Source organism: Kribbella solani, assembly GCF_014205295.1.
GTDB lineage: Bacteria > Actinomycetota > Actinomycetes > Propionibacteriales > Kribbellaceae > Kribbella > Kribbella solani.
Genome location: NZ_JACHNF010000001.1, coordinates 7,452,929 through 7,473,386, shown reverse-complemented (window position 1 = coordinate 7,473,386; position 20,458 = coordinate 7,452,929). Strand labels below are relative to the sequence as shown.

Below are 20,458 nucleotides of genomic sequence, written 5' to 3'. Positions count from 1 at the left end.
GCTGGGGGGTTTGTCAGGGTTCGGGGGTCCAGCGGACGGTGCGGAGGTTTACCCGGCCGTTGGTGATTCGGACGCCGTCGGCGCGGAGCAATTCCAGCTGTTCGTCGCCGACCTCGTCAGCAGGTACGCCGGACGCGCGGATCACCCGCCACCAGGTGACGGCCGCGCCGTACTCGCGCATGATCGCGCCGACCTGCCGCGGCCCGCCCTGCCCGACGTACTCGGCGATGTCCCCGTACGTCGCGACGCTGCCCTCCGGGATCGACTCCACGGCTTGCAGCACCGCCTCGACGTACTCCTCCCTGTCCACAGGGACAATCTAGGCGAGTGGTGCCAGTGCCTTCGCGAGTGGTTCCAGCACGGACGGTGGCGCGTCCAGCGGAAGGTTCATCACGACCAGGTCGACGCCCGCCTCGCCGTACGCCGCGGCTGCCGCGACCGCCTTGTCGAGCGGACTGTCCGGATCGATCCGGACATTCACCGAACAGGTGATCTCGCCGACGTCGCGACCCACCTCTTCACAACGCTGGACCAGTACGTCCTTGAGCGGCTTCCACTCTTCCGGGTTCGCGACGATGACGTTCCACTGCTGCGCCCACCGGGCGACCGCGCGGAGCGTACGCTTCGGTCCCTTGCCGCCGATCGTGATCGGCGGATGCGGCGTCTGCACCGGCTTCGGATTGCAGTACGCGTCGGTGAGCTTGACGTACTTGCCGTCGAAGTTCGCGACCTTCTCGGTGAGCAGCGCGACGATCGCCTGCGTACCCTCGTCGAACCGGTCGAAGCGTTCCTTCAACGGGTACAGCTCGATGCCGTACGCGGCGGTCTCCATCTCGTTCCAGCCGGCGCCGATGCCGAGCTCTAGCCGGCCGTTGCTGATGATGTCGGTGGTCGCCGCCATGTTCGCCAGCACCGCGGGGTGCCGGTAGATCATGCCGGTCACCTGGCAGCCGAGCCGAATCCGTGAGGTCGCCTGGGCGAGCGCGCCCAGCGTCGTCCACGCTTCCAGGTTCGGGCCCTGCATGTCGCCGGTGAGCGGGTAGAAGTGGTCCCAGTGCCAGGCCGACTCGAAGAGCTCGAACTGGTCCGCCGCGATCCACACGTCCCGCAGCTGTTGCCAGGTGGTGTGCTCCGGCCTGGTCTTGATCGCGAACCGCATCCCGCGCCTCCTCGACATAGCCCTTTCCCGCCAGCCGAACACTACCGCTCGCCCGGGCGGCGCGGGGAAGACTTTCGGCTAGTCCAGGCCGAGGCGGGCGCGGACTTCCGGGCGGCGTAGCGGCGGCACGGTCTGCGGCGGGGTGCGGCGCGCGGGCATCTCTGCGAGCAGCTGCTCGGTGATCTTGGCGACCTCGGCCGCGGCACGCTCGATCGGGCCGCGGGTGGTCGCGCTCAGCGAACCGACCCCGGTCACCTTTCGCACGTACTGCAGCGCGGCGGCGTGGATCTCCTCAGTGGTCGCGGACGGCTCGAGTCCGCGCAGCACGGTGATGTTTCGGCACATGTCTCGACAGTACGTGCCGCCGGGGACAAGAGCTGAAAACTACGAGGTATTGACTTCCCTAATGGTATTAGGTTTTCCTCATGCTGTGAGCACTTCCGCGCCGGACCGCCGTACCCGCCGCCGCCAAGAGACGATCGGGGAGATCCTCGACGTCGCCATCGAGCTGATGGAGGCAGACGGCGTCGCGGCGCTGAGTCTGTCCGCGGTGGCCCGGCGGCTCGGCCTGCAACCGCCGTCGCTGTACCAGTACTTCCCGTCGAAGATGGCGATCTACGACGCGCTGTTCCAGCGCGGCAGTGAGTTGCAGCGGGACGCGTACCGGACTGCCCTGGCAACTGCAACGACCCAGGACCTACTACAGCTCAACCTGGTCGCCGCGACCGCGTTCTGCAGGTGGTGCTTGGCCAACCCCGTCTACACACAACTGCTGTTCTGGCGGACCATTCCGGGCTTCGAGCCGAGCCCCGCGGCGTACGCGCCGGCGCAGGAAACGCTGCAGGACCTCCGCGAACACCTGTTGATGACAGCAGCGGCGGGCTATCTGCACCCAGCTGCGGCCAGTGACGAGGGCATCGCGCTGTACACGTCGCTGACGGCCGGACTGCTCTCGCAGCAGATCGCTAACGAGCCGGACGCGTCATTCGAGGACGGGCGCTTCATCCGGATGCTTCCGACCGTGCTCGACATGTTCCACCAGCACTACGCGCCAACCAGGGGGAAGAGATGACCGCAGTACTCGCGGAGGGGATCGGCCGGGCCGATCGGACGCAGTGCCGGACGCACCGGGACAGTGAGCTCACGGCCTGGCACATGCTGCTCGCGTCGATCGAGGGGGACGACTGGTCGCGCCGTACGGTCTGCGACGAGTGGGACGTCGCGGACATCGCCGGCCATCTGATCGGCCAGGCGGAGGACGTGAACCGGATGCTGTCGTTCCCGCGCCGGTACCGGAAGGCGAAGCGGGTGTACCCGGAGGTAGTGCGGATCGACGCGCACATGATGGTCCAGGCGGATGAGCACCGCGGTACGCCACCGGACGAGTTGCGGGCGCTGTTCGACCAGGTGTGGGCGAAGGCGACGCGGAAGATCTCCAAGAACCCGGAGCTGTTCCGGCGGGTGTCGTTGACGATGGAGGGGTTCGACGACGTCCGGCTGAGCCTCGGTTACATCCAGGACATCCTGCTGGCGCGGGACCTGTGGATGCACCGCGATGACGTCTGCCAAGCACTCCGGCGTCCGTTCGACGCGGGGCCGTACGCCGCTGAGCTCGTCGCGCAGGTGATGTACGACGTGATCGACGGCCCGTACTGGAGGGACCGTCCGGCCGTGGAACTCGAACTTACTGGGCCTGGAGGTGCGATCTACCAGCTCGGGAGGGATGAGCCGGTAGGTCGCGCCTCCGTGGACGCGGTGTCGTACCTGCGAACCCTGTCCGGACGCGACGACGCCCCGGTGGTAACGGGCGACCCCGCCGCCACCGAGGCGGTCACTACCTGCAGAATGCCGTTCTAGTACGACGGCCCGTGCTAGCTCAGTACGACGGCTGACTCGGGTCGATCTGGTCGACCCATGCCACTACCCCGCCGCCTACGTGTACCGCGTCGGAGAAGCCCGCGCCCTTCGCAATCGCCAGCACCTCGGCCGAGCGGACGCCGGACTTGCAGTGGAACACCAGCTGCTTGTCCTGCGGCAGCTTCTCCAGCGCGACACCGGTCTGGAAGTCCGCCTTCGGGATCAGCACCGAGCCGGGGATCTTGTTGATCTCGTACTCGTTCGGCTCCCGTACGTCGATCAGGACGAAGTCCTTCTCGCCGTTCTCCTTCAGCTTGATCCACTCGCTCAGCTGCTTCACCGAGATGGTCGATCCGACCGCCGCGTCGGCCGCCTCCTCGGTCAGCGCGCCGCAGAAGCTCTCGTAGTCGATCAGCCCGGTGACGGTCGGGTTCTCGCCGCAGATGGCGCAGTTCGGGTCCTTGCGGACCTTCAGCGCGCGCCAGTTCAGGTCGAGCGCCTCGTAGATGTTCAGCCGGCCGAGCGACGGGTCGCCGATCCCGGTGAGCAGCTTGATCGCCTCGGTGACCTGGGCCGCGCCGACGGACGCGCAGAGTACGCCGAGCACGCCGCCCTCGGCGCAGGACGGCACCATGCCGGGCGGCGGGGGCTCCGGGTACAGGCAGCGGTAGCACGGGCCGTGCTCGGCCCAGAACACGCTGACCTGGCCGTCGAACCGGAAGATCGATCCCCACACGTACGGCTTGCCGAGCAGCACCGCCGCGTCGTTCACCAGGTAGCGGGTGGCGAAGTTGTCGGTACCGTCGACGATCAGGTCGTACGGCTCGAAGATCTCGAACACGTTGTCGTTGTCCAGCCGGGTCTCGTGCAGGACGACGTTCGTGTACGGGTTGACCTCGAGGATGGACTCCTTGGCCGACTGCGCCTTGGACTTGCCCACGTCGGACTGCCCGTGGATGACCTGGCGCTGCAGGTTCGACTCGTCGACGGTGTCGAACTCGACCACGCCGAGCGTGCCGACGCCCGCGGCGGCCAGGTAGAGCAGCGCCGGGCTGCCGAGACCGCCGGCGCCGATCACCAGCACCTTGGCGTTCTTCAGCCGCTTCTGCCCGGCCATCCCGACCTCGGGGATGATCAGATGCCGCGAATACCGCCGCACCTCGTCAATCGTCAGCTCGTCGGCCGGTTCGACCAGCGGTGGCAGTGACACGTTGTCGGCTCCTCAGGAAGACGTGGTTCGGGTCTGAAGATTTTCAACCAACTGACCCTCCTCCATGTTCCCGCAGATCCGCGGCCACCCCACCGCTGGTCCACATACCGGGCTGTCCGTCTCAGTCGTTGTCGGTGATGGTGCCGGTGAGCGTGCGCGGAAGCCTCAGTTCGGCGCCGTCGACCTCCTTCATGACCAGGCTGAACGTCTTCGTCGGCTCCTTGACCTTGCCGTCGAGGATCTTCACCCCGAAGTCACCGGTGGTCTGACCGGGCTCGATGGAGCCGGTGACGATCCGGTCCACCGTGCCGGTGCCGTCGTCGTCCACCGTCGTGTAGTCCTTCCGGAGCACCGCCGTCCCGTCCTTCAGTACGCCGCTGAAGCCCACGTACTTGTCACTCGGCGCCGACAACTTGACCGGGAAGTTGACCACTCCGGCCTTCTCCACGGTCGTCAGGTTGCCCAGCGTGAGCGTCGGCGTCGGGTCGTCGTCCTGCACCAGCCCGTGGCCGAAGGATTCGTTCAGCAGCCCGTTGTGCGGTTTCGACAGCACCAGGTCGAACTTCAGGTCGTAGCTGTCCCTGGTGTTCCCCGTCACCGGCAAGGACACCTTCTGCCGTACCTGTCCCGGCTTGAACACCAGTTGCCGTGCAAACTCCCCGACGGTCTCGCCGAGGTCCCCATTCGTCTGGGCGTACACACTGACCGGGCGGAGGCTCGGACGCGACATGCTGACCCAGAAGTCCATCAGCTTGGTGCCCTTGTCCCCCTCCTTCACGGTGACGTTCGACGCGGACAGCTTCGGCAACAGCACCGCAGGTGCCGACAGCCCGAGCCCTGGCGACGAGAACCCCAGGTCGCTCACGAACACCGACCCAGTCGCCACGCGGTCGGTCCGGAGCTCGACGGCGCGTACGTCGCTCAGGTCGACGCCCTTCAGCGACGCCACCGGAATCCGCACGGTGCGCAGCAGGTTCTTCGGCAGCCCCATCGCGTTGGCGCCCGGCATCCGCACCAGCGCGTCACTGACGGCAGACACCGGCACGGCGGCCGTACGCCCGTGCCTGTCGACGACTCGAACGGTCAGGTCGGTCTTGGGCGTACCAGCCGGGTCCGGCATCGCGCGGAAGGTCAGTGCGGCAAAGCGACGTACGTCACGCTGCCCGGACGGTACGGCGACCCGCACTACTCCAGTGGTGCCGGTCCAGGCCAGCTTGGTGACTGCAACCGTCGGTGTCTTGCTGGCGAACCACCCAGCACCCCAGTGCGGCGCGTTACCCCAGTCGTCTGTCTTCATGCAGGTCGGAGTGGCCGCTCGCTCCGATCCGGACGGCGGTGTCACACCAGCACAGACAGTCGCCGATGCCTTCCCACTGACCGCACCGGCAGGCAGCGGCGTGTCGAAGCGGTTCAGGTCACGCCGCGACGCCAGAGGCGCCTGTGACACCACCCGAACAACAGCCTTGCCAGCAGAGGCAGCCCGCGCGTCAGAGCCGTCGAACTGCGCTACGAACTGCTTCTCGTTGCCCAGCTGTAGCCGGAAGAAGCCGGCGACGTACGCCGTTTCCACAGCCTGCTGCTGCTTCGCAGTCAACCGGCCCGCGTACTTCGCTCCGCAGGGCGCCTGCTTCGCGTCACCGGACCAGTCGTCGTCTGACGGCGCTTCGGACTGCCCCGGTGTCCACTCGGTGTTGAAGAAGTTGTGGTTGGCGCCCAGCACCGTGACCGTCGACCGCGGAGCGGTGTCACCGTCTACGGCGTACCTGGTGTCGTCGTAGAACATCTGCCCCTGCAGATCAGACACGTCACCGTCGCAGTACGGCAGTACTACGCTCATGGCTACTCCCGGCACAGTCGTCCGGGCGAAGTCGGTCGGTGCCAGTGGCAGGACGGCGCGGATGCCGTACTGGCCGCCGCGGTCCGCGTTCAGTACCGCGGCACGGGCAACACCCTCACCGCCACGTGAGTGGCCCATCAGACCGACGTTCTGCAGGTTGACTCGGCCGACGAAGCGCGTACCGAACGGTCCGCCGCCGACTGTCGACCACTTCCGCCACAGTGCCAGGTGGTCCAGGACCAGCTCGGCACGTGCCTGCGCACCGGCGTCGTACGCGTCGCTGTCCCACGCGTTCACCGCGTTGGCGCTGATCGACACCACCTGGTACCCGTTGCTGGCCAGCGCGTTCGCCGCACCGTCGTACCCGCGGTAGCTCGGGATCGCCTTCATACCGGCCGGGCACGGCCACGGCTTCTCGTTCTCGGACGGATGCGTCGGGTCGCCGTAGCAGGCCTCGTGTCGACCGTGCAAGAAGATGACCAGTGGCCGCGGGCCGACCGCACCACGCGGCGAGTACACCTTGCCGCGCACCTCCGAGCGATGGCCGAGACCAGGCAGGTTCACTGCCTCGTCACCCAGGTTGTACTCGGCCGTGTCCACCTTGTACTTGCCCAGCGCGCCTGGGTCCGCAGGAAGCAGCGGCGCGCTCCGTGCCTTCAACCAGTACGCGTCAGTCGGTCCTGGGGCAGGGATGGCACGGCTCTGGCCGGCGGCCTGCTTTCCCAGGTCACCGGACCAGACCAGGCGTACGTCGCGCGCCTTCAGGACGGCCGGATCAGCAGTTGTCAGTGTCAGTGTCTTCCGGTTCGCGGACTGCTTCGCCACGCCCACCGGACGGCCGTCGACGACCAGCAGCGGGAGCGACGCCCGCATCGGTGCCGGCGCGTCCAGGCGCAGGGTCAGCTGGTACCCACCTTTGACCGCGCGCACGTCCCATTGGTTGCCTTGCGCAACTTTTGCGGCGGCGGGCGCCGATTCCTGGGCGGGCGGCGGTTCGGGTGCCGCCGCGGCCGCGGTGAGCGTCCCCACACCCAGTAGTGCGACCATCCCCAACTACAGACTTCGGGCGGTTCTGCCGATCACTCGCACAGCGGTCCTCTCATTCGATTGTCAGCAGGCAAACATCACCTGTACTACTCGTCCGGCGAGCGGAAAGTTGACCGGATCAGCCGCTCAGTCGTGTCTCAGTCCAGGCTCGGATTCGACTCGATCAACTGGCGGAACGCGCCGGCCACCTGATCCGGATGCTCCATCTGCGCGACGTGACCGGACTGCGGCAGATAGAGCAGCCGGGCGTTCGGGAACGTGCGCTGGGCCTTGGTGCGAATCCGCGCGTCCACCAGCTTGTCCCGGCCGCCGTAGATAAGTAGTACCGGACACTCCACCTTCGCGGCGTCCGCCCAGAGCGACCGTCTCGGTCTGGCCAGAGAGGACCGCAGGATGCTGCGCGCACCAGAGACGGTCGCCTCCTGACCCCACGGATCGGTGTCACGCCGGTGCAGCTCCTGCTCGTACGCCGCGCGTACCTCCGGCGCCAGCGACCGCGGGTCGCCGAAGACCATCGACAACGACGCCTGGAACCTCTGGTCGAACGGCAGTCGCCGCGTACGCTCCATGACCGCGGGACCGAGCCGTGGCGTGGCCAGCACGGTGAACCACAGTGCACTGGTGGACACGCGCGGATGCGGCAGTGCTGGTGAGATGAGGGTGAGCGACGCCACCAGGTCGGGGCGCTGGGCAGCCAGAGCGACTGAAGCGGCTCCGCCCATCGAGTTGCCGAACACATGGACCGGCTGGTCGAACTCCCGCTCCAGCAACGCCACCAGCACAGCAGCCTGCTCTGAGATCCCAGCTACCCCAGCCAGCGGCGTACGCCCGAAGCCTGGCAGGTCCGGTGCGACTCCACGGATCGTGTCGTTCAGTAGAAGGCCCAGAGCGGTCCAGTTGAGCGAGGACCCGCCCAGACCATGCACGAACAGTGCAGGTGGCAGGTCCGGCGCCGCGTCAGGTACGTCCCTGACCAGCAGCTCCACCCCGTCCACCGGCACCCGCCGCGCCGGCCAGTCCTGCGCCCCCAGCGGCACCCCGTCCCCGGTTACTGACCCGTAACTATCCACGGTCACCATGTTAGGACGGTTGCCAGGTGGAGACTGGGACACATGGCGGGAGCGCAGCAGCAGCTGACTACTGAGGTTGACGGGCAGACCATGAAGCTGACCAACCTCGGCAAAGTGCTGTATCCACAGACCGGGTTCACCAAGGCCGAGGTGATCGACTACTACCACCAGGTGGCGACGCTGCTGCTGCCACACCTCAGTGACCGGCCGCTGACCCGTAAACGCTGGCCGGACGGTACGGAGGCCGCGTACTTCTTCGAGAAGAACGCTCCACGCGGTACGCCGACCTGGGTACGCACCGTGACCCTGCCTACACCTGGCAGCTCCACCGGGCGCGACGAGGCCGACTTTGTCGTCGCGGATGACGTACAGACGGTCGTGTGGCTGGCCAACCTCGCTGCGCTCGAGCTGCACGTACCGCAGTGGCGGATCGGGCTGTCCGACCAGGGCAAGGACCCACAGGCCGACCTGATCGTGTTCGACCTCGACCCGGGGCCTGGCGCGACGATCGTGGAGTGCTGCGACGTCGCACTGGCGCTACGGCAACTGTTGAGCCACTACGGGCTGGAGGGCTGGCCGAAGACCTCCGGCAACAAGGGCATGCACCTGTACGTACCGATCGAGCCTGCTTCGTCCAAACTGACCAGTGCATTCGCCAAGCAGCTGGCAGAACAGCTGGCGGAGGCGCTGCCCGAGAGCGTCACCGCGAACATGACCAAGGCGCTCCGGCCGGGCAAGGTGTTCATCGACTGGAGCCAGAACGCCAGTGCGAAGACCACGCTGGCCCCGTACTCCCTGCGTGGTTCTGACGAGCCCCGGGTGTCCACACCGATCGACTGGGACGAAGTGGCGTCCGCTACGTCACCAGAGGAGCTCCGCTTCATGCCACACGACGTACTGGAGCGGATCGAGGCGTACGGCGACGTACTGGACGGGCTGTACGACGATCCGCAGCCGCTACCGTCGTAAGTGTCATAGCCGTCGCAGTCCGGAAGGAGAGCGAGTCGCATGACCAATGAGACCGAGTACGAGGGCCTGGGCGATGAGAACCTGCCCGACGACGCCGCCGAGGCCGACGCGCTCGAGCAGCGGCTGACGTCGACCGTGGTGGACGACCGAACCGAGGACTCCGCCCTACCGACCGAGGCAGACCCAGCCGACGTCGAGGACCAACGCCACGAAATCGGCCGCCCCGAGGACGACGACTACCGCTGACCCCGCTCCCCGGTCCGGTCCCCGCCGCGCCCGCTCCCCCGCTGCGTGGTTCCCCGTCGACCCCCGGCTGGGCTCGCACCCCCTGGGACCGCTCTGCGTCAGTCGCGACGGGCGTGATCGTTGCCACGTTGGAACGCCCCCGCCCCGGCGCGGCGGCGGATCCGGTGGTGGGGAAGCTACTGGTCGGGAGGACTGCTGGGTAGGATTCGTGGAACGACCTGGTGACGGACGAAGCCGGCCACCGGAGCGCATCACCGAAGGAGCCCGACGTGTCGACGACACCGGAGACCGCACCCCGCCGCGGCAGCCGCCTGCCTCGGCTGGCGCGCCGCGCGCAACTGCTCGAGGCGGCCCAGGAAGTCTTCGTCGCGAACGGGTACCACGCCGCCGCGATGGACGACATCGCCGACCGCGCCGGCGTCTCCAAGCCGGTCCTGTACCAGCACTTCCCCGGCAAACTGGAGCTGTACCTGGCGCTCCTGGACACCTCCTGCGAGGCGATCGTCGCTTCCGTACAGGAGGCGCTCAAGTCGACCGAGGACAACAAGCTCCGGGTCGCGGCGACCATGCACGCGTTCTACGACTACGTGGCGAACGCGCAGGGCGCCTTCCGGCTGGTCTTCGAGTCCGACCTGACCAACGAACCGGCCGTCCGGGAGCGGGTCGACCGGGTCACCCACGCCTGCGCCGAGGCGGTGTCCGAGGTGATCAGCGCGGACGCCGGGCTGAGCCGCGAGCAGTCGATGGTACTGGCCGTCAGCCTGGTCGGCATGGCGCAGGTCAGCGCCCGTTACTGGCTCGGCGAGGGCAATCCGTCGCTGCCGCAGGAACACGCCGCCGACCTGGTCGCGTCCCTCGCCTGGCGGGGCATCCGCGGCTTCCCGCGCACCGACAACTGACCCTCCCGCCGACCGCGTCCGCCGCTGGAAGGTTCTGCTCCCCGACGCCCGGAGGGCTCTGCTCCGGCCGCTCGGAGGTGCCGCTCCCGCCGCTCGGAGGTGCCGCTCCGGCCGCTCGGAGGTTCTGCTCTCGGCGGACGGGTGCGGGCTCGGCGACCGGAGCGGATAGGCTCGAAGCGTCACCGGCGAAAGCCGCCGGTCGGAGCGTGCCCGGAGGGTTTCGTGGAGGTCAAGATCGGCGTGCAGCACGCCAATCGTGAGTTGGTTCTGGAGAGCGAGCAGAGCCCGGAAGAGGTCCAGGAGCTGGTCGCCGAGGCGCTCGCCGGGAAGACCGGCCTGCTCCAGCTGACCGACGAGAAGGGCCGCCGGGTGCTGATCCCGGCCGACCGGCTCGCGTACGTGGAGATCGGCGAGGTGTCGGCCCGCAAGGTGGGCTTCGGCGCGATCTGATCCCGTTCTGGACACGGTGCTGCGTGTCCCGGTTGCGCGGAGCCGCCGTGGGAGGACGATTGTCGATAAGACCTGCGCCGTGATTGGTCTGGTTTGTCACGGGGCACTGGACCGGCGCAGGTTGGTCGTCCCCCACAAGGAGGAACCGTGTACTGGGTCTGGATGCTCATCGTCAGCCTCATCGCGGGCATCATTTTCGGGCCGCTGGCCCGGCTGGTGCTCCCCGGCAAGCAGAACATCAGCCTCGGCTGGACCATCCTCGGCGGCGGCATCGGCGCCTTCATCGGTGGTCTGATCGCGAAGCTCCTCGGAGTCAAGGACACTCCGGGACCGGACTGGATCCAGTACCTGATCCAGATCATCTGCGCCGCGATCGTCGTGGCCATCATCTCCGCCCGCAACAGCAGAACCAAAGCCGCCTGATCCAGGCAGCATCCTGCCGTTGAGGGGGCACCCCCGCAAGGCACAGGGTTGCCCCCTCATTATTCGAGGGGGCAACCCTCCACCTCAGGGGATTACCCACCACTCGCAGGGTTGCGCGGCGGGGATGTCCGGTGTGCCGGTGTCGGGTTCGGGGTGGGTCAGGCTTGGAGGCCGAGCGCGGTCATGCGGGCGGTGTGGGCTTCGGTGAGGCGGGTGAACATGCGGCCGATCGCTGCCAGGTCCAGGCCGGGGCGGTCGACGCTGCCGGCCAGCAGGGCGGTCAGCGAGTCGCGGTCGGCGGCGATCCGCTGCGCCTGGCTGAGCGCTTCGCCGACGAGGCGCCGGCCCCAGAGCGCAAGCCGTCCGCCGAGCTTCGGGTCCTCCTCGATCGCCGCCCGGACCCGGTCCACCACGAACTCGGCCTGACCCGAGTCCGCGAACACGTCCAGTACCAGCGCCCGCGTCTCCGCATCCACGAACGACGCGATCTCCCGGTAGAAGTCGTTGGCGAGACCATCACCCACGTACGCCTTGACCAGCCCTTCCAGCCAGTCCGACGGCGCGGTGTGGTCGTGGAACGCGTCCAGCGGCGTCACGAACGGCCGCATCGCCTCCATCGGATCGACACCGAGCTGCACCAGCCGGTCCCGGAGCCGCTGGAAGTGCCCGAACTCGGTGGTCGCCAGCGCCGCCAGCTCCGCCTTGTCGTCCAGGGTCGGCGCGAGTTTGGCGTCTTCGGCCATCCGCTCGAAGGCGGTCAGCTCCCCGTACGCGAGGACACCGAGCAAATCCACCGCCGCGGCCCGGTAGGCGGGATCGTCAAAGGCCGTCTGCTCCATGCCCGGCACCTTATCTGCCCGTGAGCGCGGGTGGTATGAACCACACTCCCGCCCGCGAGACCCGTCCCGGCGAGTGGCGCAAACCACACGGCGCAGCCTTGACGTCTGTTGCGGTTACACTGGTGGGCGATTCGCCGGTGACGCGCCCAGATGGGCAAGCTGGTGCGAGGTGCTTGCACAGTGTCCCCGCGCCTCACGATCGGGGCCCGAGACGGTCCCAGGCGCCCGGCCACTGAGCACACTGTCCGCACAAGCATGTGAGAGGCGATCAGCCTGACCACCTTCCGAGAGCTCGGGGTGCTCCCCGAGATCTGCGACGCACTCGACCGCGTCAACATCATCGAACCGTTCCCGATCCAGGAGATGACGCTTCCCGTCGCTCTGATGGGTACCGACCTGATCGGTCAGGCCCGGACCGGCACCGGCAAGACGCTCGGCTTCGGTATTCCGTTGCTGCAGCGCACCATCTCCCCCGGCGAAGCCGACTACGAGGAACTGGCCGCGCCCGGCAAGCCGCAGGCCCTGGTCGTCACCCCGACCCGTGAGCTGACCATTCAGGTCGCCAAGGACCTGGCCACCGCGTCCACCGTACGCACCGTCCGCGTGCTGACCATCTACGGCGGCGTCGCGTACGAGCCGCAGCTGGATGCGCTGAAGAGCGGCGTCGACGTCGTCGTCGGTACGCCCGGGCGCCTGCTCGACCTGGCCAACCGCGGCGTACTCGACCTCGGCCACATCAAGGTCCTGGTCCTGGACGAGGCCGACGAGATGCTCGACCTGGGCTTCCTGCCCGACGTCGAGCGGATCCTCCGCAAGACCCCCGAGCTGCGGCAGACGATGTTGTTCTCGGCAACGATGCCGTCGGCGGTGATCGGGCTGGCCCGGACGCACATGCGGCACCCGCTGAACATCCGCGCCGAGTCGCACGAGGACACCCAGATGGTGCCCACGACCGCGCAGTTCGTGTACCGGGCGCATGATCTGGACAAGCCCGAGGTGGTCGCGCGAATCCTCCAGGCCGAGGACCGCGGCCGGGTGATGATCTTCTGCCGGACCAAACGCGAGGCGTCCCGGCTGACCGACGACCTGCAGGACCGCGGCTTCAAGGCGGCCGCGATCCACGGCGACCTGAACCAGCAGGCCCGCGAACGTGCGCTGACCCGGTTCCGCGGCGACAAGATCGACGTACTGGTCTGTACCGATGTCGCCGCCCGCGGAATCGACGTCGGTGGCGTCACGCACGTCATCAACAACACCTGCCCCGAGGACGAGAAGACCTACATCCACCGGATCGGGCGTACCGGCCGCGCGGGGGCGAGCGGAATCGCCGTCACCTTCGTGGACTGGCCGGACGTGACCCGGTGGAAGGTGATCAACAAGGCGCTCGACCTCCCGTACGACGAACCGCAGGAGATCTACTCCACGTCGCCGGAGCTGTACCACGACCTCGGCATCCCGTCCGAAGCCAAGGGCCGAATCCGCACCGCCCGCGAACCCCACGAGCCCCGCGACACACGCGAGTCCCGCGGCTCCCGCGGCGACCGTGGCTCACATGCCGACCGCGACTCGCGTGGCTCGCGTACTGACCGCGACGCGCGTGGCTCACATGCCGACCGCGACGGCCGTGGTTCGCGTGGCGACCGTGGGCGCGACGACCGCGCGCGCGGTGACCGCAGCCGCGACGAGCACGGGCGTACCGAGCGTGGGCGTGGTGACCGCACTCGCGATGCCCACCGTCGCGACGAGCAAGGGCGCGATCGCACCCAGGACACGCACGCTCGCGACCGCGACGGCGTGGACAAGCACGGCCGCGACGACCGCACCCGCGACACGCATGGGCGCGATCGCGATGGTGTGGACGCGCACGGCCGGAGCGAGCACGTTCGTGACGACCGCGGCCGTCCCGGCGACGGTCGCTCCGAGGGCGCATCGTCCGGACGTTCGTCGTCCCGCAAGCGCAACCGGACCCGCAAGCGCACCCGCGCCGGCCAACCGGTCGAGGAACTCGCCGACGTCACCACCAACACCGAGGTCCCCCCAACAACCGAAACCCCCAACCCCGCCACCTCAGCCAACACCACCGACTCGGCCGGTTCAGCCAGCTCGGCCAGTTCGGCCGGCTCCGTTGGTTCAGCCGGGTCGGCCGGCTCCGTTGGTTCGGTTGGTTCGGTTGGTTCTGGCAGCACGAGCGGCTCGGCCGGCCCTGACGACTCTGCTGCTTCCACGTCTCGCAAGCCCCGCAAACGCAACCGCAACCGCAAGCCGGCGGACGCCGCGGAGCTGACAACCACCGAGGCAGGCACAGCAGAAGCCCCGGCGCCCGCTCCGGCACCGGCACCCGAGTCCGGCGCGGACCAGCAGCCCGCGAAGCGGACCCGTACGCGCAAGACGGCCACAGCGCCTGTCACCGAAGCAGTTGCGGCTGCTTCCACTCCGGAGCCCACGACAGCGGACGAGAAGCCCGCCAAGCGGACCCGTACGCGCAAAACAGCCGAAGCCACCTCAACACCAGCGGCCGAAGCCAAGACAACACCTGCCGAAGCCGAGGCCCCCACCGCAAAGCCCACCAAACGGGCCGCAACCAAGAAAACCGCCGAGCCCGTCAAGCAAGCCGCAGCAAAGAAGGCCGCCGAGCCCGCAAAGCGAGCGGCAGCAAAGAAGGCTGCGGAGCCCGCAAAGAAGACGGCAGCCAAGAAGGTCGCCGCGCCCGCAAAGAAGGCGGCGGCTAAGAAGGTTGCCGCGCCTGCAAAGCGAGCCGCAGGCAAGAAGGCGGCCGCGCCGGCAAAGGCTGACACCGCCACGGCGGCCAAGCGTTCGGGGACCCAGAAGCGCGCTGCAACAGCTGAGGCGGCGGAGAAGCCGACGAAGCAAGCACGGAGCAGCAAGGCGGCCGCAAAGACGGCCACCAAGAAGACCGCGACGGGCGCGACGAAGAAGGCAGCTGCAGGCGCAGCCAAGAAGAGCGCCACAGCAGCAGCCAAGAAAGCCCCCGCAAGCGCAGCTAAGAAGACGGCTACAACGGCCACCAAAAAGGCATCCGCAAGCGCGGCCAAGAAGACCGCCACAGCTGCGGCCAAGAAGGCACCCGCGGGCGCAGCCAAGAAGACGGCTACAACGGCCACCAAGAAGGCAACCGCAAGCACGGCCAAGAAGGCAGCTGCAGGCGCGACGAAGAAGACCGCCACAGCAGCAGCCAAGAAAGCACCCGCGGGCACAGCCAAGAAGACCGCTACAACGGCGACCAAGAAGACACCTGCAAGCACGGCCAAGAAGGCAGCCGCAGGCACGACGAAGAAGACCGCCACAGCAGCAGCCAAGAAAGCACCCGCGGGCACAGCCAAGAAGGCAACTGCAGGCGCTGCGAAGAAGGCGGCGAAGGGTAAGGCAGGTTCGCCGTTGTTCAGTGCTCCTAAGAAGTAGCACCAGGAGCGAATAGAACCATCGGCTCACCGGCGTAACTGCTCAGCGGTTGCGCCGGTGAGTCATGTAACGGGCCAAGCCACGCGGCTCGACCGTCGTCGCGGTCGACCATCGCGGACGGCGGTCGTCGCGGGCGGCAGTCGTCGCGGGCGGCGATCCTCGCGCGGCGGCCGCTCATGCCCGGGACGTAAGCCAAGCGATTCGTTGGTCGGTTCGCCTCCGGTTGCGCTGAGGGGAAGGGCGCCCGGGCTGGTACCGAGCGACGGGTAGTGGTCGGGGACTGGGCAGTACGAGGAGCCGTGGGGCGGGGATGGATACAGCCTGCCGCGGCGGGCACTACCCGTCCTTCCGCACAGGTTGTTCCGTACCTACTCTCCGTACCTGTCCTCCGCACCCGTCCTCCGCACCGGCTGTCCCGTACCTGTTCTCCGTGCCTGCCCCGCGCCTGACCTCCGTACCTGCCCCCCCCGCACCCGCCCCCCGTACCTGTCCTCCGCACCCCCTGCACCCGCCCTCCGTACCTGCCCTCCGCAGCCGCCCCCGTACCCGTTCTCCCCGTACCCGTTCTCCCCATACCTGTCCTCCGCACCCGTTCTCCGCACCCGTCCTCCGTGCGGTCTCCGCGCCTGTTCTCCGTGCGGGTCTTTTGGACTGTTCGGCTGCAGGCGGTCGTCTGCGCTGTTTGTCGTGTTCTGCGGGGTTTGTTGGTCTTTGGGTGGTTGGGGTGCAACAGGTGGGGGTTGTGGGTCGTCCTAGGGCGGTAACCACTAGAGAAGGGCTGGGTGATGGGGCGGATTGGTGGGGTTGCCGCGGGTGCGGTCGTGGTTGGGGTGTTGCTGGCGGGGTGTGGTGCTGGTGGGAGTGAGACGGCCAGTGACAGTGCGCGGAGTGAGCAGGGGACATCGGGGGTGGCGAACCCGCAGGCGCCGGGAGTGCCGCGAGCTGGGGAGCCCGGGGCGGGGCAGTCGGGGGCCGGTAAGGAAGGGGCGGGTAAGGAAGGGGCCAGTAGCGGTGGGGAGGGTGGGCAAGGGCAGGGGTTGGCTGGGCGGGCGATTGTTCGGACGGGGGCGTTGACTGTTGAGGGGGATGATGTTTCGGGGATGCGGCAGAAAGCGGTGGGGGTGGTTGCAGGGCTGGGCGGGGTGGTTGCGTCCGAGGACACCGGGAGCGACGCGGACGGGAAGGTAACGCGGGCGAATCTGGTGGTGAAGGTTCCGGGGAAGGCGTACGAGAGCGCGATCCAGCGGCTGTCCGGCCTGGGGACCAGGTTGGCGATTCAGCAGGAGTCGACCGATGTGACCGAGCAGGTCGTGGATGTGGGGAGCCGGATCGCGTCGCAGCGGGCGAGTTTGGATCGGATGCGGGCGTTGATGGCGAAGGCGAACACGATCGGCGACATCGTTTCGGTGGAGAGCGAGCTGACCCGCCGCGAATCCGATCTGGAGGCCCTGCTGGCGAAGCAGAAGAACCTCTCGCTGCAGACCGAGCTAGCGACGCTCACGCTGACCCTGACCGCGAAGGGCAAGCCCCCGGCCCAGACCGAACCCAAGCAGGACAAGGGGTTCGTGGCCGGCCTGAAGGGTGGCTGGCATGCGTTTACCGCCGTGTTCTCGGCGCTGGCGAAGGCAGTCGGTGCCGCACTGCCCTTCCTGGTACTGCTCGCGATCATCGGCGTACCGCTGTGGCGCTTCCGGCGCCGCCGCCCACTCACCCAACCGGCAGCACAACAAGCAGAGGAGTAGGTCAGAGTAGAGCGCCTGCCAGCGCCCGGTAGGCCTGTGCACCGGGCGAGTCCGGTGCGGTACTGAGTACGGTCTCACCAACCGCCGGCGCCTCCGCGAACCGGATCGACTTCGGGATCGCCGGCTTCAGCACATCCAGCGAGTACGTGTCGGCGATCGTCTCCAGCACGGCGCGGGCGTGCGTGGTGCGCCCGTCGTACAGCGTCGGGAGTACGCCCAATAGGTGCAGACTGGGGTTCGTCAGGCGGCGTACGTCGTGCACTGTGTCAAGTAGTTGCCCTACGCCACGATGTGCCAACGTCTCGCACTGCAAGGGGATCAGTACGTCGGATGCTGCCGACAGTGCGTTCACCGTGAGCAGGCCGAGTGTTGGAGGGCAGTCGACGATGATCCAGTCGTACGACGTCCGCAGCGCGCGCAGTGCAGTACGCAGCACGGCCTCGGGACCGCTCTCCCGGGCCAGCTGCACCTCCGCGGTCGCCAGCCCGATGGTGGCCGGCAGCAGGTCCGGAGCATCGTCGAACTCGATCAGCACGTCCCGCGCCTTCACTCCGCCGAGCAGCACGTGGTGGATCGACTTGTCCAGGTCCTCTGGATCTACTCCGACTGAGAACGTCAGACAGGCCTGCGGGTCCAGATCGACCAGTAGTACCCGTTGGCCGAGCTCGGCGAGGGCTGCGCCGAGGGTGGCGACGGTGGTTGTCTTGGCCACGCCGCCCTTCTGGTTGGCGACGGCGAGAGTGCGAGGCACCCGGCCATTGTGCCGCACCGCGAAACCCACGCCGCACCGCCGCTCGGTACGCTCTGGTATGTGAGTACGCCACGTAAGTTGTCGCTGCCCGATGGGGTGCACCCCGAGACACTCGAGACCGAACGTGGCTCGTTCGCCACGCTGACCGCCGTACCCGACATCGGGACGCCGCTGGGCACCGTGCTGCTCGTACCGGGCTGGACGGGCAGCAAAGAGGACTTCACTCCTCTAGTCGACCACCTGTGCCGGTACGGCTGGCGGACCGTGGCAGTCGACCAGCGCGGTCAGTACGAGACCGCGGGTCCGTCTGACAAGTCCGCGTACTCGCTGGCTGAGCTGGGCGCGGATGTGGTCGCCATGAGCAAGGCACTGGGCGGATACAGCCAGCTGGTCGGACACTCGTTCGGTGGGCTGGTGGCTCGCGAGGCCGTACTGACGGACCCGTCGGTGTTCTCCACGGTCTCGCTGATGTGCTCCGGTCCAGCTGCGTTCACGGACGAGGCCACGCTGCAGAGTCTGCAGATGCTGGCGTTCGGGCTGGAGAACCTACCGATCGAGCAGGTGTACGACATGAAGCTCGAGCACGACAGCAAGTCCCCTGGGTACGCCGCTCCGGCCGCTGACGTCGCCGAGTTCTTGCGGAAGCGGTTCACCGGCAACGTACCGACCAGCCTGGCTGAGATCACCCGGCGGCTGACGGATGCCGAGGACAAGACGGATCAACTCGCCAAGGCCGGTGTGCGTACGCAGGTACTGCACGGTGCAGCGGACGACGGTTGGCCGCTACCGGTTCAGCAGGCGATGGCTGCGGCGCTCGGTGTACAGGCGGAGGTCGTACCGGATGCCGGCCACTCCCCTGCCATCGACCAGCCTGCAGCGACCGCCCGCCTGCTAGTGGACTTCTTCCACGACTACCAGAGCTTCACTACGGCCTGAGCGCTGACGGCGCCGGCCACTCGGTGCCCTCCGCGAAGTGGCTGTGCCAGAGCGGAGCCTGCGGGTCTGGTACGAAGTCGTGGCCGTTCGACGTAGCCACGTACACGTCGGCAGTACTGCCCCGAGTGAACGTGACGATGTCGGACAGGCCGTCGCCGTTGAAGTCACCTGATCCGGGTACTTCGGTGTTGAACGCGAACGAGCCGTGCCAGAGGTCGCCGTCGCCGGTAAACGATCCGCCGGTGGAGGTCGCCACGTACACGTCGCCCGCAGTGCCGCCGGTGAACGTCGCGATGTCGTCGCGACCGTCGCCGTTGTAGTCGCCGACGTCGGGGGTCTCGGTGCCGGTCGCGAAATGCCCGTGCCATTTCCAGCCGGTGCCGAGGAATGATTTGCCGTCGGACAGCGCGACGTACACGCTGGCCGAGCTGCCACGGGTGAAGGTCGCGATGTCGTCCCGGCCGTCGCCGTCGAAGTCGCCGACGTCCTGCACCTCACCGGGCCAGCCGAAGTCGGAGTGCCACTGCCAGCTGGTCTCGACGAACTTGGTGCCGTCGGAGAGCGAGACGTACACGTCGTGGGTGCTGCCGAGGGTGAACGTGACGATGTCGTCGCGACCGTCGCCGTTGAAGTCGCCGACCATCGGTACCTCGCCGTCGAGCGCGAAGAACGTGTGCCAGCGCGTGGCCGGGAGGAAGCCGTTCACGCCGTTCGAGAGCGCTACCCAGACCTCGTGCTTCGTACCGCGGGTGAACGTGATGATGTCGTCGCGGCCGTCGCCGTTGAAATCGCCGGTCTGCGGGATCTCGTTGCCAATGGCAAAGGACGGGTGCCAGAGCTGTCCGTCGCCATCGAACCGCTGGCCGGTGGACTTGGCGACGTACACGTCGGCCTGGTCGCCGCGAGTGAACGTGACCACGTCGTCCTTGCCGTCACCGTCGACGTCGGACACGGTGGACCGCTTGGCGACGGTGGCGAGCGTCGGCGTCGGGGCGCTCGCGTTGCCGGCCGCGTCTACCGCGACCACCTTGTAGTACCGCTGCTGACCGCTGCGGAGGGCCTTGTGCAGGTACGCCGGAACTGGTGCCGTGCCGACCAGATTTGCCGGCGTGATCGGTACGTCGGCGGTGGTCGCGGAGTAGATCCGGTACGACGTGGCGCCGAGCGGGGCGTTCCAGTTGAGCAGGACCGAGTGATCACGAAGCGGAGTTTGAGCGCGCTGATCGAACCCGGGCCCTGCAAGGTGCCGAAGGCAACTTCCTGTCCGTTGCCCAGGGCATGCGTTTGCGCGGCGGTCGTCGTACCGGCCGCGGGTGGCTTGGGGTCGGTCGTACCGGCGGCCCGGAGTTTGTCGAGTACGTCGTTCGCGGGGTCGGTCGGGGTGAAGGTGGCGATGCCGTCCGCGTCCGGGAAGTGCCGGTAGTTCACGTGGTAGAAGAGCGGGTTGTGCTGGACGACGATCTGCATCGACTGGCGGTACGGCATCGGGACCTTGATCTGGAAACCGCCGCCGGCCTGGCTCGCGTTCGCGACCAATGGGTGTACGAACGGCGCGCCGGCGCGGCCGTCCGTGACGTCCTTCAGCGAGCGGTTCAGGATCGTC

At 67.9% G+C, this 20,458-nt stretch carries 19 protein-coding genes and 1 pseudogene; 10 read left to right on the top strand and 10 right to left on the bottom strand.

The features are described from left to right. Positions 1 to 13: 13 nt before the first annotated feature. The 3 genes from HDA44_RS34740 to HDA44_RS34730 form a co-directional block, all read right to left on the bottom strand. Positions 14 to 310 carry an MGMT family protein gene (locus HDA44_RS34740; RefSeq protein WP_184841827.1) on the bottom strand — a complete coding sequence of 99 codons (297 nt, stop codon included), beginning with the start codon at positions 308 to 310 and terminating at the stop codon, positions 14 to 16. A 9-nt stretch (positions 311 to 319) separates the two neighbouring features. Then, positions 320 to 1,159 (bottom strand): TIGR03560 family F420-dependent LLM class oxidoreductase, encoded by an 840-nt coding sequence (locus tag HDA44_RS34735; protein WP_184841825.1) that lies wholly within the window; start codon positions 1,157 to 1,159, stop codon positions 320 to 322. Between the two features lie 78 nt (positions 1,160 to 1,237). After that, the gene (locus tag HDA44_RS34730) at positions 1,238 to 1,504 is read right to left on the bottom strand and encodes a DUF2277 domain-containing protein (protein ID WP_184841823.1); all 267 of its coding nucleotides are present in this window, start codon (positions 1,502 to 1,504) and stop codon (positions 1,238 to 1,240) included. Between the two features lie 85 nt (positions 1,505 to 1,589). Here HDA44_RS34730 and HDA44_RS34725 point away from each other — a divergent pair, with 85 nt between their 5' ends. Together HDA44_RS34725 and HDA44_RS34720 are read left to right on the top strand one after the other, a co-directional pair. Next, positions 1,590 to 2,231: a TetR family transcriptional regulator gene (locus tag HDA44_RS34725; RefSeq protein WP_184841821.1), complete on the top strand. Its 642-nt coding sequence runs from the start codon at positions 1,590 to 1,592 to the stop codon at positions 2,229 to 2,231. Beyond that, positions 2,228 to 3,016, top strand: coding sequence for a maleylpyruvate isomerase family mycothiol-dependent enzyme (locus HDA44_RS34720; RefSeq protein ID WP_184841819.1), 789 nt, complete (start codon positions 2,228 to 2,230; stop codon positions 3,014 to 3,016). The genes HDA44_RS34725 and HDA44_RS34720 overlap by 4 nt, the downstream gene beginning before the upstream one ends. 19 nt (positions 3,017 to 3,035) lie before the next feature. On the opposite strand, the gene moeZ is transcribed toward HDA44_RS34720, so the two are convergent. The 3 genes from moeZ to HDA44_RS34705 form a co-directional block, all read right to left on the bottom strand. Continuing rightward, complete coding sequence (moeZ, locus tag HDA44_RS34715) at positions 3,036 to 4,226, bottom strand: adenylyltransferase/sulfurtransferase MoeZ (RefSeq protein WP_184841817.1); 1,191 nt, start codon at positions 4,224 to 4,226, stop codon at positions 3,036 to 3,038. A gap of 121 nt (positions 4,227 to 4,347) precedes the next feature. Next, positions 4,348 to 7,110, bottom strand: a complete 2,763-nt coding sequence (locus HDA44_RS34710) for a Calx-beta domain-containing protein (protein ID WP_202887730.1) — start codon at positions 7,108 to 7,110, stop codon at positions 4,348 to 4,350. 137 nt (positions 7,111 to 7,247) lie between these two features. Then, positions 7,248 to 8,180 (bottom strand): alpha/beta fold hydrolase, encoded by a 933-nt coding sequence (locus tag HDA44_RS34705; protein ID WP_184841815.1) that lies wholly within the window; start codon positions 8,178 to 8,180, stop codon positions 7,248 to 7,250. Between the two features lie 42 nt (positions 8,181 to 8,222). Between HDA44_RS34705 and ligD the strand changes: the two genes are divergently transcribed. The 5 genes from ligD to HDA44_RS34680 all read left to right on the top strand — a co-directional run bounded on the left by ligD (position 8,223) and on the right by HDA44_RS34680 (position 11,167). Then, a complete protein-coding gene (gene ligD / locus HDA44_RS34700; protein WP_184841813.1) occupies positions 8,223 to 9,149 on the top strand; it encodes a non-homologous end-joining DNA ligase in 927 nt (308 codons plus the stop codon). A gap of 39 nt (positions 9,150 to 9,188) precedes the next feature. Then, a complete protein-coding gene (locus HDA44_RS34695; protein WP_184841811.1) occupies positions 9,189 to 9,395 on the top strand; it encodes a hypothetical protein in 207 nt (68 codons plus the stop codon). A 269-nt stretch (positions 9,396 to 9,664) separates the two neighbouring features. Beyond that, positions 9,665 to 10,294 (top strand): TetR/AcrR family transcriptional regulator, encoded by a 630-nt coding sequence (locus tag HDA44_RS34690; RefSeq protein ID WP_184841809.1) that lies wholly within the window; start codon positions 9,665 to 9,667, stop codon positions 10,292 to 10,294. Positions 10,295 to 10,516: 222 nt separating this feature from the next. Next, positions 10,517 to 10,744 carry a DUF3107 domain-containing protein gene (locus HDA44_RS34685; protein WP_184841807.1) on the top strand — a complete coding sequence of 76 codons (228 nt, stop codon included), beginning with the start codon at positions 10,517 to 10,519 and terminating at the stop codon, positions 10,742 to 10,744. A 147-nt stretch (positions 10,745 to 10,891) separates the two neighbouring features. Beyond that, the gene (locus HDA44_RS34680) at positions 10,892 to 11,167 is read left to right on the top strand and encodes a GlsB/YeaQ/YmgE family stress response membrane protein (RefSeq protein ID WP_184841805.1); all 276 of its coding nucleotides are present in this window, start codon (positions 10,892 to 10,894) and stop codon (positions 11,165 to 11,167) included. Between the two features lie 158 nt (positions 11,168 to 11,325). Here the strand turns inward: HDA44_RS34680 and HDA44_RS34675 are convergent, their stop codons facing one another. Further along, on the bottom strand, positions 11,326 to 12,006 hold the full coding sequence (locus tag HDA44_RS34675; protein WP_184841803.1) for a ferritin-like fold-containing protein: 681 nt from the start codon (positions 12,004 to 12,006) through the stop codon (positions 11,326 to 11,328). 363 nt (positions 12,007 to 12,369) lie between these two features. Between HDA44_RS34675 and HDA44_RS37790 the strand changes: the two are divergent. Both HDA44_RS37790 and HDA44_RS34665 read left to right on the top strand, forming a co-directional pair. After that, a pseudogene (locus HDA44_RS37790) lies at positions 12,370 to 13,623 on the top strand (DEAD/DEAH box helicase); the annotation flags it as partial. 2,588 nt (positions 13,624 to 16,211) lie between these two features. Then, positions 16,212 to 17,168 (top strand): DUF4349 domain-containing protein, encoded by a 957-nt coding sequence (locus tag HDA44_RS34665; RefSeq protein ID WP_184844753.1) that lies wholly within the window; start codon positions 16,212 to 16,214, stop codon positions 17,166 to 17,168. Between the two features lies 1 nt (position 17,169). On the opposite strand, the gene HDA44_RS34660 is transcribed toward HDA44_RS34665, so the two are convergent. Continuing rightward, positions 17,170 to 17,919: an AAA family ATPase gene (locus tag HDA44_RS34660; protein WP_184841801.1), complete on the bottom strand. Its 750-nt coding sequence runs from the start codon at positions 17,917 to 17,919 to the stop codon at positions 17,170 to 17,172. A 60-nt stretch (positions 17,920 to 17,979) separates the two neighbouring features. On the opposite strand from HDA44_RS34660, the gene HDA44_RS34655 reads away from it, so the two are divergent. Continuing rightward, positions 17,980 to 18,855, top strand: a complete 876-nt coding sequence (locus tag HDA44_RS34655) for an alpha/beta fold hydrolase (protein ID WP_184841799.1) — start codon at positions 17,980 to 17,982, stop codon at positions 18,853 to 18,855. Here the strand turns inward: HDA44_RS34655 and HDA44_RS34650 are convergent. After that, entirely contained in the window at positions 18,845 to 19,882 is a 1,038-nt protein-coding gene (locus tag HDA44_RS34650; protein WP_184841797.1) for an FG-GAP-like repeat-containing protein, read from the bottom strand. The two genes, HDA44_RS34655 and HDA44_RS34650, sit on opposite strands and share 11 nt — an antisense overlap. Continuing rightward, positions 19,870 to 20,391 (bottom strand): hypothetical protein, encoded by a 522-nt coding sequence (locus HDA44_RS34645; RefSeq protein WP_184841795.1) that lies wholly within the window; start codon positions 20,389 to 20,391, stop codon positions 19,870 to 19,872. Before HDA44_RS34645 ends, HDA44_RS34650 begins: the two co-directional genes overlap by 13 nt. Positions 20,392 to 20,458: the final 67 nt, after the last annotated feature.